This window comes from Micromonospora alfalfae, from assembly GCF_022230925.1.
GTDB lineage: Bacteria > Actinomycetota > Actinomycetes > Mycobacteriales > Micromonosporaceae > Micromonospora > Micromonospora alfalfae.
The window spans coordinates 161,366-173,307 of record NZ_JAKKFH010000007.1; the positions used below are offsets into that span (position 1 = coordinate 161,366).

An 11,942-nucleotide genomic window follows, 5' to 3' on the forward strand; every position below is an offset into this window, starting at 1 on the left:
CCCGCCTGGTGCGGGGCCGGCCTTCGTCGCGTTCAGCGGGGAGTCACTTCTCCACGTAGATGGTCAGGTCGGACATGTTGCGGTAGCTGGTCGCCGCGAAGTCGAGCGACTGGCCCCTGTTGTCCGCGCCGCCGGGGGCGGTGTCCATCTCCCAGTTGGCGTGGTGGAAGTTGCGCTCGCCGATGGTCTGGAAGAACTGCTGGAAGTTGAGGTCGCCGTCGCCCAGCGGGGTCATCTGGTACCCGTTGGGCACGCTGGTGTCCCGGTCGCCGTCCTTGGCGTGGAAGAGCGGGAACCGGGTGGTCCGGTCGGCCACTGTGAGGATCGGGTCGAACAGGTCGGTCACCTCCTGGCCGGCCGGGTTGACGTACTTCTGGTGCTTGTAACGGGCCACGTAGGCCCAGTAGATGTCCAGCTCGAAGAAGACGTACCGCGGGTCGGTGATCTCGAAGAAGTACTCGAGTCGGCGGATGCCGGAGGATCGGGTCTGCCGGCCCTGCGCGTCGCGCGGGCCCCGGTCGATCAGGAAGCTGTACGCGGCGTCGTGGTTGTGCGTGTAGAGCCGCATGCCCCGGGCCTTGGCCTGCCGGCCCAGCTCGTTCCAGATGTCCGCGGCGGCGTCCCACTCGGCCTTGTAGGCGCTGCTGGTCGGGTCGCTGCCGGTGCCGATGTTCTTCATGCCGAGTTCCTCGGCGATGTCCAGCTGTTGCTGGAAGGTGGCTGCCTGGATCGTGGCGTGGGTTCCGTTGGCCACCAGACCGTTGTCGTCGAGGATCTTGCGGATCTCGGCGGGGGTGATCTGCCGGCCCAGGATCTCGGTGCTCTGGGTGTAGCCGGCGAACTCGATCTCCTTGTAGCCGATCTCGGCGAGTCGGGCGAGGACGCGCTCGAAGCCGTACGGCACTCCGCTGTCGTCGGGCGCGGCGGTGATCCGGTCGCGGACGCTGTAGAGGATGATGCCGCGGTTGCGGGCCGGGATCAGCGGCTCCACCCGCAGCTTGCTCGCGTTGCCGGGATTGGCGAGCGCGGGGGTGCCGGTGGCGAGGACGGGTAGGCCCGCCGCGCCGATCGCGGCGGCGGCGCCGGCGGAGGCGGCGAGCAGGGATCGGCGGCTGAGCCGGCCGGTGGGGGTGGCGTCGGGGGCGGTGTGGTCTGGCATGGTTCCACCTTTCGCGACGGTGGTCGGAGACAGACACTAACGTCGGTCTAAGTCGAAAGAAAGGTTCGATCGACGGCAGCTTTTGTTGGATTCGACGAAAGTCACTGATGATCGTCGATACCGGCCGCGCGGCCCGCGATCCTGACTACGCTCGTCCTCACCGGAACGCCGCAGACGGCCGGGTGCGGCAGGAGGGGTGGGCATGGTCCTGACCGGACGGAGACTGCGCGTCGCCGCGCTGACCTGCGCGATCGGGCTGGCCGCCACCGCTTGCACCGGCGACGACCACGACGGCTTCCGGCCCGGTGCCGCCGACGTCGGCGACCCGTACGTGCCGGGGCACGGCAACGGCGGTTACGACGTCGGGCACTACGGCCTCGACGTCCGCTACGACCCGTCAACCGACCGGCTGACCGGTCGAGCCGTCATCACGGCCACCGCCACGCAGGACCTGTCCCGGTTCAACCTGGACCTGGTCGGTCTAAAGGTCAGCGCGGTCAGCGTGGGTGACGCGGCGGCCGAGCACCGGCGCGGCGACGGCGAGCTGGTGGTGACCCCCCGCGACGGACTGCCGCGCGGCCGGCAGTTCACAGTGACCGTCGAGTACGCGGGCGTCCCCACTGCTGTCGACGACGGGGTGTTGGGCAGCGGTGGTTTCCTGCACACCGCCGACGGCGCGGTGGCGCTCGGCCAACCCGATTCGGCAGCCACCTGGTTCCCGGTCAACGACCACCCGTCGGACAAGGCCACCTACGACCTGGCGGTGACCGTCCCGGACGGCCTGGCCGCGTTGGGCAACGGCGTACCCGGGCCGAAGAGCAGCGCCGACGGCTGGACCACCTGGCGCTGGTCGGAGCGCGCCCCGATGGCCAGCTACCTGAGCACGCTCGTGATCGGTGACTACCGGGTGGTGACCGGCACGCACGCCGGCCAACCGATGGTCACGGCGGTGGCCGCGAGCCTTCCGGCGACCGGCGGCGCGGCCACCTCGCTGGCCCGCACCGGCGCGATCGTCGACTTCCTGGCCAGCCGCTTCGGCCCGTACCCGTTCGACTCGTACGGGGGGATCGTGATCGCCGACGAGCGGATCGGGTACGCGCTGGAGACTCAGTCCCGGCCGGTCTACGGGCCTGGCTTCTTCGCGGACGACCGGCCGAACCCGAGCGTCATCGCCCACGAACTGGCGCACCAGTGGTTCGGCGACAGCGTGTCGCTGACCAGGTGGAGCGACATCTGGCTCAACGAGGGCTTCGCCAGCTACGCCGAGTGGTTGTGGGAGGAGCACGCCGGCGGCCGGACCGCCCAGCGCAACTTCGAGATCCAGTACGCGGCGACCGACTGGACGCAGCCGTCGGTGGAGCCGGGCCGGGAGCGGATGTTCGGCAGTGCCGTCTACAAGCGCGGGGCGCTCGCCGTGCACGCGTTGCGCCGGACCGTCGGTGACGACCTCTTCTTCCGCATCCTGCGTACCTGGACCACCGAGCGGGCGGCGGGCAACGCGACCACCGCGGACCTCGTCGCGCTGGCCGAGCGGGTCGCCGGGCGGCAACTGCGTCCGCTCTTCGACGCCTGGTTGGTGGGTGGTTCGGCCCCCACACTGCCGTGACCCGGCCCCGCTGCCCGGTCGATATGCTGCCGCCTGCGAACGGCGGGTAGGCGCCCGTTCGCGCGGGACGGCGGAGGCCGTGACCGGCCACCGTGCGGAAAGGGTGTGGGATGCGCGGGACGCGGCACAGACTGCGAGTGGCTGTCGGCCTGCTGGTGACCGGTGCGCTCGCACTGTCCGGATGTGACTCGGCGGGCCCGGAGACGGCCCCACCACCGAGCGCGTCCCCCACTCCGGCACGGACGTTCGCCGCGGGCGCCGACGGGGTCGGCGACGCCTACTTCCCGACCTACGGCAACGGCGGCTACGACGTCGGGCGGTACACGGTGAAGGTGCGCTACGACCCGGCCAAGGACCAGTTGACGGGTACGACAACGGTGCGGGCCACCGCGACCACTGACCTGTCGACGTTCAACCTCGACCTGGCCGGCCTGACCGTCAGCGCGGTCACAGTGGACGGCGCGCCGGCGACCCACAGCCGCAAGCGGAACGAGCTGGTGATCAAGCCGGCTTCCGGCCTCATCAACGGCAACGGGTTCGTCGCCGAGATCACCTACGCGGGCAAGCCGAAGCCGCTGAAGAACGAGACGCTCGGTGACGGTGGCTTCCTGCACACCGCCGACGGGGCCATCGCGCTGGGTCAGCCCGAGTCGGCCAGCACCTGGTTCCCGGTCAACGACCACCCGTCGGACAAGGCTGCCTACGACTTCGAGGTCACCGTTCCGGACGGTCTGACCGCGATCAGCAACGGCGTTCCCGGCGGGAAGACCAGCACCGGCGGTTGGACCACCTGGAAGTGGTCGGAGAAGTCGCCGATGGCCAGCTACCTGAGCACGCTGGTGATCGGCAAGTTCCGGATCACCACCGCCGAGCACAAGGGCCGCCCGGTCTACAACGCGGTCACCACCACGGTGGCCAAGGGGAACGCCGACGCGTCGATCGCGCAGACCGTCGCGGTGGCCGACTACCTGGAGAGTGTGTTCGGGCCGTACCCGTTCGACGCGTACGGCGGGGTGGTGATCTCCGACAGCCGGATCTCCTATGCCCTGGAGACGCAGAGCCGACCGGTCTACGCGGCGAGTTTCTTCCGGCAGGGCGAGAACACCGAGGTCGTCGCCCACGAGTTGGCCCACCAGTGGTTCGGCGACAGTGTCGCGCTGGCCAAGTGGGAGGACATCTGGCTCAACGAGGGCTTCGCGACGTACGCGGAGTGGCTCTGGGCCGAGCACACCGAGGCGTACACCGCCAAGGAGGCGTTCCACAGCCGCTACGCCGAGATGTCCGCGCAGGTGTGGAGGACGCCGCCGGGCAAGCCGGGCGTGGACAAGCTGTTCAGCGAGTCGGTCTACCAGCGCGGTGGGATGACACTGCACGCCCTGCGGGTGGCCGTCGGCGACAAGGCGTTCTTCGAGATCGTCAAGACGTGGGCGGCGGAGAAGCGCGACGGCACCGCCACCACCGCCGAGTTCGTGGCGCTGGCCGAGCGGATCTCCGGCAAGCAGCTCGACGCGATCTTCGACGCCTGGCTCTACGGCACCGAGAAGCCCGACCTGCCCAAGCGACTCTGATTGGCGGTCAGCTCTTCACGACCAGTTTGGGGTGGGCGGTCAGGTACGCGTCGGCGCGGCCGGCGCGGAGTTCGGTGAGGAACTTCCGGCCCTCGCTGGTCAGCTGTTCACCCCGGTAGGCGCTGCCCTTGCCGACACCGGAACCGGGCAGCCCGACCAGCGTGAAACGGTTCTCCGGCAGGCCACTGAGGGCATACGCGATGTCCACGATCCGGCGCCCACCCACGTAGACCAGCGTGTCGCCCAGCGCGGAAACCACCTGGTCGACGCGCTCCGGTTGCCGGGCCAGCCCCTCGTCCAGGATCTTGCGGGTCATGGCCCGGATCAGTTGCTGCTGGTGGCGCTGCCGGGCGTAGTCACCGCCGGTGATGTAGCGCTGCCGCGCGTAGTCGAGCGCCTGCCAGCCGTTGAGGTGCCGGTCGCCCTTCTCGTAGACCTGCTGCGGCCCCTTGTAGCCGCCCGGCGCGCTCTCCCGGTACTTGCCGTCCGGTCGGCGGTGCAGCGACTCGACCCGCTGGTCGACGTAGATGTCCACCCCACCCAGGGCGTTGACCAGCCGATCGAACCCGGTGAAGGTGAGCACCGCGCCCGCGTCGATGCGCAGACCGGTGTAACCGCTGACGGTGCTGCGCAGCAGCTCGTACCCCTGGGCGGTGCTGGGTTGTTTGGGTTTGCCCGGCACCCGGCTGCCGAAGCTCATCGCGTGCGTGAGTTTGGTCTTGCCACCCTTGTAGCCGGCCTTCGGGAACGCCGGGATGTCCACCACCAGGTCGCGGGGGAGCGAGAAGAGGTACGCCCGATCCAACCCCTTGGGTACGTGCAGCACCAGCACGGCGTCCGAGTGCGGCTCCCACCCGGGCACGCTGACCCGGGTGTCCACGCCGACCAGCAGCAGGTTGAGCGGGCCGGTGATGTCCGCGCCCGGCGGCGGGCCGCTGGGGCTCGGCGTCGGCGTGCCGATCGGCGACGGCGTCGGTGAGCCGGCCACCGGAGCGCCGCCCGGCTTGTCGTCGCCGGTCAACCGGGTGATCACTACCGTGCCGGCCGCGATCAGCGCGACGACGGCGAGGGCCGTCAGCCCCAGCAGCAGCCACCGTCGGCGCGGCGCCATCGACCCGAGAACCATGTTGGATTCCTTCCACCCGTCTGGTGAACAACGTTCCGACGGGTGCTCCGGGTTGCGGCCGGGAGGCGCCGGGTCGGTCGGCCGGAGCATGATCGCGCGAAAAGTGCCGCTGGCGCGAGCGCTACTCGCGAGTAATGATGCCTCCATGCGGTACGACGTGGTCGTCATCGGGTCCGGCTTCGGTGGCAGCGTCACCGCGCTCCGACTGGCCGAGAAGGGCTACTCGGTGGCGGTGCTGGAAGCCGGCCGCCGCTTCGCCGACGACGAGTTCCCGCAGACGTCCTGGCGGGTCCGCCGGTTCCTCTGGGCACCGAAGCTGGGCTGCTACGGCATCCAACGGCTCACCCTGCTCCGCCCGGCCGACAGACGATCCGGCGGCGGGGTGCTGGTGCTCTCCGGCGCCGGGGTGGGCGGCGGTTCGCTGGTCTACGCCAACACCCTCTACGAACCGCTGCCGGCCTTCTTCAGCGACCCGCAGTGGCGCGACATCACCGACTGGCGCGACGAGTTGGCCCGCCACTACGACCAGGCGAAACGGATGCTCGGCGTCACCACGTACCCGGTGCACACCGGCGCGGACCGCGCCATGCGCGCGGTGGCCGACCGGATGGGGGTGGGGCACACCTTCCACGCCACCCCGGTGGGCGTGCACATCGGCCGGCCCGGCCAGCGGATCGCCGACCCGTACTTCGGCGGCGCCGGCCCGGAACGCACCGGCTGCCTGCATTGCGGCTCGTGCATGACCGGCTGCCGGCACGGCGCGAAGAACACACTGGTGAAGAACTACCTCTGGCTCGCCGAACGGCTCGGGGTCACGGTCCGTCAGCTGACCACTGTGACCGCCGTCCGGCCCGCCGACGGCGGCGGGTACGAGGTGCACACCGAACGCACCGGCGCCTGGCTGCGCAAGGGACGGCAGGTCATCCACGCCGACCAGGTGGTCTTCGCCGCCGGGGCGCTCGGCACCCAGCGGCTGCTGCACGGAATGCGGGCCGATGGTGCGCTACCCGGGCTCTCGCCCCGCCTCGGCGAGCTGACCCGGACCAACTCGGAGGCGATCCTCGGCGCCTCGGTGCCCCGTCGACGGGCCCGGGCCGAGCAGTTGGACTACACCGAGGGAGTGGCCATCACCAGCTCGTTCCACCCGGACCCGCAGACCCACATCGAACCGGTCCGCTACGGGCGGGGCTCCAACGTGATGGGGCTGCTCCAGTCGCTGCTTGTCGACGGCGGCCCACACCGGGTACGCCGCTGGCTGGGCAGCATCGTGCGGCAGCCCCGGTTGGCCGCGCGGATGCTGTCGGTACGCGGCTGGTCGGAACGGACGGTGATCGCCCTGGTCATGCAGTCCGTGGACAACTCGCTGACCACCCGGTGGCGGCGTGGCCCACTCGGCAGCAGGTTGGTCACCGGGCCGGGCCACGGCACGCCGAGCCCCACCTGGATCCCGGCCGGCAACACCGCCGCCCGAATGCTCGCCGACGAGATCGGTGGCACCCCCGGCGGTGCGCTCACCGAACCCTTCGACATCCCGATGACCGCGCACATCCTGGGCGGAGCGGTCATCGGGGCCACCCCGGCCGACGGGGTGATCGACCCCTGGCACCGGGTGTACGGGCACGTCGGGCTGCACGTGGTCGACGGCGCGGCAGTCTCGGCCAACCTGGGCGTGAACCCGTCCCTGACGATCACCGCACAGGCGGAACGGGCGATGTCCTTCTGGCCCAACCGGGGCGATGAGGACCCCCGTCCGACGCTCGGGTCCCCGTACCGCCGGCTGTCGGCCGTACCCCCACGCAACCCGTCGGTCCCGCCGGGCGCCCCCGGCGCGCTGCGTCAGTGACCTCCTGCGGCGATCTTGCAGTTTCGGTCGTCGTTACACGGCTTATGTGTTTTTTGTCGGGACGGGAAGTGCAAGATCGCGGGAAAGGTGGTGTGTCGGCGAGCCGGTGCCGGCGGCGGCCGTGACTGTCGGTAGGCTTCGTGCACATGAGCCTGCCTCGCCCCGTCCTCGTGGTGGACTTCGGAGCCCAGTACGCCCAGCTCATCGCCCGCCGGGTCCGTGAGGCGAAGGTCTACTCCGAGATCGTGCCGCACTCGATGCCGATCGCCGAGATGCTGGCGAAGAACCCCGCCGCGATCATCCTGTCCGGCGGCCCGTCCAGCGTCTACGCCCCGGACGCGCCGCAGATCGACGCGGGCGTGTTCAGCGCCGACGTGCCGGTCTTCGGCATCTGCTACGGCTTCCAGGCGATGGCCCAGGCGCTCGGCGGCACTGTCACCAGGACCGGCAACCGCGAGTACGGCGGCACCCCGCTGCGCCCCCGCCTCCTCGACCCGGGTGTGCTGCTGCGTGACCTCCCGGCGGACCTGCCGGTCTGGATGAGCCACGGCGACTGCGTCACCGAGGCCCCCGAGGGCTTCACAGTCACCGCCGAGTCGGCGGGCGCGCCGGTCGCCGCATTCGAGGACCTGGCCGGTCGCCGGGCCGGCGTGCAGTTCCACCCGGAGGTCGGGCACACCGCGCACGGCCAGGAGATGCTGACCCGCTTCCTCTACGACATCGCCGGCATCGAGCCGACCTGGACTCCCGAGAACATCATCGACGAGCAGGTCGCCCGGATCCGCGCCCAGATCGGCGACAAGGAGGTCATCTGTGGTCTCTCCGGCGGGGTGGACTCGGCCGTCGCCGCGGCGCTCGTGCACAAGGCCGTCGGTGACCAGCTCACCTGCGTCTTCGTCGATCACGGCCTGCTGCGCGCCGGCGAGGCCGAGCAGGTGGAGAAGGACTACGTCAGCGCCACCGGCATCAAGTTGAAGGTGGTCGACGCCACCGACCGGTTCCTCGGCGCGCTCGCCGGGGTGATCGACCCGGAGCAGAAGCGCAAGATCATTGGTCGGGAGTTCATCAGGGTCTTCGAGGCCGCGGCCCGCGAGATCGCCGCACACGGCGATGTCGAGTTCCTGGTCCAGGGCACCCTCTACCCCGACGTGGTGGAGTCCGGCGGCGGCACCGGCACCGCCAACATCAAGAGCCACCACAACGTCGGCGGCCTCCCGGAAGACCTGAAGTTCGCGCTGGTCGAGCCGCTGCGCACCCTGTTCAAGGACGAGGTCCGGACGCTCGGTCTCCAGCTGGGCCTGCCTGAGGCGATGGTCTGGCGGCACCCGTTCCCCGGCCCCGGTCTGGCCATCCGGATCATCGGCGCGGTCGACCAGGAGCGGCTCGACCTGCTCCGCCAGGCCGACCTGATCGCCCGCGAGGAGCTGACCGCCGCCGGCCTCGACAGGGGCGTCTGGCAGTTCCCGGTGGTGCTCCTCGCCGACGTGCGCAGCGTCGGTGTGCAGGGAGACGGGCGCAGCTACGGGCACCCCGTGGTGCTGCGCCCGGTCTCCAGCGAAGACGCGATGACCGCCGACTGGTCCCGGCTGCCCTACGACGTGGTGGCCCGGATCTCCACCCGGATCACCAACGAGGTCGCCGAGGTCAACCGGGTCGTCCTGGACGTCACCAGCAAGCCGCCGGGCACCATCGAGTGGGAGTGAGCGCCGCTCAGGCAGCCGGCGGCGGGCCGGACGGGGTCGTCGGCGGGTAGGGCGGCGTCGGGGCGTACCCCTGCGGTGCCCCGCCGGGCGCGGGCCCGGCGGTGGGCGGCGGGCCGTTCTGCGGCGCGACGCCCGCGGCGTGCGGCCAGGCCGGCGCGCCGGTGGGCTCCTCCGGCATCAGGAACCACATGATCGGGTACGCGAACAGCGCGAGCCCGCCGGTGAGCAGGCCGGTGACCGCGAAGATCACCCGGACCAGTGTGGGATCGACGGCGAAGTAGCGGCCGACGCCGCTGGCGACCCCGGCGACCATGCGGTCGGTGGTGGGTCGCCGAAGCTGCTTGTACGGGGCACGGGGAGCGGTGGTCGATGTCATACCCCCACGGTCCGCGCTGGTGACCGGCCCGCCCTCGGTGACCGCCCGGATCCTTACCCTGACCGATCCCTGACCGGGGCCAGATAGTCAGGAATCCGACTCTTTTCCGTTCCGGTAACCCGGCCCGGGGAGAATTTGCTTCCGTGACCACCTTGCTCAAGCCGCTCCGCAGGATCGCGGCATACGCAGTTTGTGCTGATTCAAGCGGCCGAGTCTTGCTGGTCCGCGCATCGGAGCGCTCCGGCACCCCCGGCGCGTGGTCGCTGCCCGGAGGGGCGGTCGACCACGGCGAGGACCCGAACCACACAGTCGTCCGCGAGACCGCCGCCGAAACCGGCCTCTCCGTCGCCGTCTCCGGCCTGGCCGACGTGCTCGCCGACATGCGGGCACTCCCGGACCGGGGCATCACCATCCACACCGACCGGCTCATCTACCGGGTGGCAGTGCGCGGTGGCACCCTCGCCGACCGGGTCGGCGAGCGCCCCACCGACCTCGCCCGGTGGTACACCCTCGACGAGGCGCGCGAGCTGCCGCTGCGCTCGTTCACCGCACGCGCCCTCGGGCTGCCCGCCTCCTCAGCCGACGTGGTGCCCGACGAGGCACCCGAATTCCCCTCCTTCTACGCCGTGCCCGGCCCCGACGGGCTGCACCGGGCCCAACGCTTCGCCGCGTACGCGGTCTGCACCGACCCCGCCGGTCGAGTGCTGCTCACCCGCATCTCCGACGGCTACCCCGGCGCCGGCTGCTGGCACCTACCCGGCGGCGGCACCGACTACGGCGAACAACCCGGCGCGGCACTCATCCGAGAGCTGATCGAGGAAACCGGCCAGGCCGGCCGCCTCGTCGAACTGCTCGGCGTCGCCAGCCACCGCGACGCCGCCTCACTCGGCCCCGAGGGTTACCCGATCGACTGGCACGGCGTACGCGCCTTCTACCGGGTCGTCGTCGACCAGCCCAATCCACTGACCGTGGCCGACGTGGGCGGCTCCACCTGCGAGGCCCGCTGGTTCGGCCGCGAGGAGTTGGGCGCCCTCCCCACCGACCGCCTCACCGAGGTGACCGCCGAAGCAGTCCAAGCCGCCCAACTCACCTGACCCTGCATCGCGCCGCCGGCCTCGGGTCTTGGGCGTCGGGTCTTTGGGCGTCGGGCCTCGGGCCCACGGGCCTCGGGTGTCGGGTACCGGGCCTCGGGCCCCGGGTGTTTGGCCCTCGGGCCTCGGGCCTCGGGTGTTTGGCCCTCGGGCCTCGGGCCTCGGGTGTTTGGCCCTCGGGCCTCGGGCCTCGGGCCTCGGGCCAAGATCGTGCTCGAACCAGGATGTAGTGGCTTCACCGGCGCGCCGATGCCACTACATCCTGGATGTTGCGCGATCTTGAATCCGGGACGCCTCGCTGAGGGGTGCCGCGCGGGCGTCGCGGGCAGGCAATCATCGGCGTGCCGCCACGCCCCTCGGTGATCCACTCGGATTCCTTGAAGGCGCGGTGTCCCAGGCGCTGGCATACCGCGCCTTCCGTGAACCCGAGTCGATCACCGTTCGTCTCGACTCCCGCGACGCGAATGGACAGCACAATGAGGGTTAATAGGGTGAAGCGGATCGGTCGCAAAGCAGGCTGAACGGGTCTTGGCCGGGCGAATTGGCCGTCGTCATGGGGTGTCGGGCTACGACCCCCGGAACGCGACGGAGCCCTCGGACGCGACGGAGCCCTCGGACGCGACGGAGCCCTCGGACGCGACGGAGCCCTCGGACGCGACGGAGCCCTCGGACGCGACGGAGCCCTCGGACGCGATGGAGGGCCCGGACGCGTGCGACGCCCCGGCTCGCCAAGCTCTGCGGGTTCCCGTGCACTGCCTCGCGTTGATCATGAAGTTATTGTCGGAACGCGAGATGGACCGCGATAACTTCAATGATCAACAGTTGTGGGTGCGAAGCGGGGGCGAGCAAAGGTGCAGTTTACGAGGCGAGTCGGGGCCTACGGGCTGGTGCGGGACTCGGGCCGGGTCTTGATGGTTCGGGATGGGGCGGAGGGTGAGTTTCCCGGGTTCTGGCGGTTGCCGGGCGGTGCCGTAGGGCATGCCGAGGACCCGGAGCACGCCGTGGTCCGCCAGGTCGCCGAGCAGGCCGGGCTGACGATCGCTGTGGCGCGACTACTCGCGGTGGTCGCCGATGTGGCCACCTTCACGGAGGACAAGGCCGCGCTGCACACCGACCGCCTGTTGTTCGAGCTCAACATGCCCCAAGGCGCACTGTCCGACGGCGCGGGGCCTGAGAGCGTGGGGCCTGAGAACGCCGGGCCTGAGGGCGCAGCGCCTGAACGCGCGGGGCTTGAGGGCGCGGGGCTTGAGGGCGCGGGGCTTGAGGGCGCGGGGCTTGAGGGCGCGGGGCTTGAGGGCGCGGGGCTTGAGGGCGCGGGGCTTGAGGGCGCGGGGCTTGAGGGCGCGGGGCTTGAGGGCGCGGGGCTTGAGGGCGCGGGGCTTGAGGGCGCGGGGCTTGAGGGCGCGGGGCGTGGAGGGCGCGGGGCTTGAGGGCGCGGGGCCTCAGGGCGCGGGGCTGTGGAGTGCCGGG

Annotated in this window: 9 protein-coding genes; 6 read left to right on the forward strand and 3 right to left on the reverse strand. The window is 71.0% G+C overall.

Annotated features, from left to right (window positions below; all coding sequences use genetic code 11):
* Positions 1–43 precede the first annotated feature (43 nt).
* A complete protein-coding gene (locus MED01_RS06645) occupies positions 44–1,159 on the reverse strand; it encodes a sugar phosphate isomerase/epimerase family protein (RefSeq protein WP_238667607.1) in 1,116 nt (371 codons plus the stop codon).
* 202 nt (positions 1,160–1,361) lie between these two features.
* Here MED01_RS06645 and MED01_RS06650 point away from each other — a divergent pair, with 202 nt between their 5' ends.
* The gene (locus tag MED01_RS06650; RefSeq protein ID WP_238667609.1) at positions 1,362–2,765 is read left to right on the forward strand and encodes a M1 family metallopeptidase; all 1,404 of its coding nucleotides are present in this window, start codon (positions 1,362–1,364) and stop codon (positions 2,763–2,765) included.
* Positions 2,766–2,875: 110 nt separating this feature from the next.
* Positions 2,876–4,333, forward strand: coding sequence for a M1 family metallopeptidase (locus MED01_RS06655; protein WP_238667610.1), 1,458 nt, complete (start codon positions 2,876–2,878; stop codon positions 4,331–4,333).
* 7 nt (positions 4,334–4,340) lie between these two features.
* Here MED01_RS06655 and MED01_RS06660 read toward each other — a convergent pair whose 3' ends face one another.
* A complete protein-coding gene (locus MED01_RS06660; protein ID WP_238667611.1) occupies positions 4,341–5,459 on the reverse strand; it encodes an LCP family protein in 1,119 nt (372 codons plus the stop codon).
* A gap of 145 nt (positions 5,460–5,604) precedes the next feature.
* Here MED01_RS06660 and MED01_RS06665 point away from each other — a divergent pair, with 145 nt between their 5' ends.
* The gene (locus MED01_RS06665) at positions 5,605–7,302 is read left to right on the forward strand and encodes an FAD-dependent oxidoreductase (protein WP_238667612.1); all 1,698 of its coding nucleotides are present in this window, start codon (positions 5,605–5,607) and stop codon (positions 7,300–7,302) included.
* A 146-nt stretch (positions 7,303–7,448) separates the two neighbouring features.
* Positions 7,449–9,005 (forward strand): glutamine-hydrolyzing GMP synthase, encoded by a 1,557-nt coding sequence (gene guaA, locus MED01_RS06670; RefSeq protein ID WP_238667613.1) that lies wholly within the window; start codon positions 7,449–7,451, stop codon positions 9,003–9,005.
* 7 nt (positions 9,006–9,012) lie between these two features.
* On the opposite strand, the gene MED01_RS06675 is transcribed toward guaA, so the two are convergent.
* On the reverse strand, positions 9,013–9,381 hold the full coding sequence (locus MED01_RS06675) for a PspC domain-containing protein (protein ID WP_238667614.1): 369 nt from the start codon (positions 9,379–9,381) through the stop codon (positions 9,013–9,015).
* Between the two features lie 143 nt (positions 9,382–9,524).
* On the opposite strand from MED01_RS06675, the gene MED01_RS06680 reads away from it, so the two are divergent.
* Positions 9,525–10,475, forward strand: a complete 951-nt coding sequence (locus MED01_RS06680) for an NUDIX hydrolase (protein WP_210783350.1) — start codon at positions 9,525–9,527, stop codon at positions 10,473–10,475.
* A gap of 848 nt (positions 10,476–11,323) precedes the next feature.
* A complete protein-coding gene (locus MED01_RS06685; RefSeq protein ID WP_308193426.1) occupies positions 11,324–11,902 on the forward strand; it encodes an NUDIX domain-containing protein in 579 nt (192 codons plus the stop codon).
* The last annotated feature ends 40 nt before the right edge of the window (positions 11,903–11,942 follow it).

Excerpts from the sequence above, each read along its gene's own strand:
- MED01_RS06645 (WP_238667607.1), bottom strand. The coding sequence starts at position 1,159 with ATGCCAGACCACACCGCCCCCGACGCCACCCCCACCGGCCGGCTCAGC.
- MED01_RS06650 (WP_238667609.1), top strand. The coding sequence starts at position 1,362 with ATGGTCCTGACCGGACGGAGACTGCGCGTCGCCGCGCTGACCTGCGCG.
- MED01_RS06655 (WP_238667610.1), top strand. The coding sequence starts at position 2,876 with ATGCGCGGGACGCGGCACAGACTGCGAGTGGCTGTCGGCCTGCTGGTG.
- MED01_RS06660 (WP_238667611.1), bottom strand. The coding sequence starts at position 5,459 with ATGGTTCTCGGGTCGATGGCGCCGCGCCGACGGTGGCTGCTGCTGGGG.
- MED01_RS06665 (WP_238667612.1), top strand. The coding sequence starts at position 5,605 with ATGCGGTACGACGTGGTCGTCATCGGGTCCGGCTTCGGTGGCAGCGTC.
- guaA (WP_238667613.1), top strand. The coding sequence starts at position 7,449 with ATGAGCCTGCCTCGCCCCGTCCTCGTGGTGGACTTCGGAGCCCAGTAC.
- MED01_RS06675 (WP_238667614.1), bottom strand. The coding sequence starts at position 9,381 with ATGACATCGACCACCGCTCCCCGTGCCCCGTACAAGCAGCTTCGGCGA.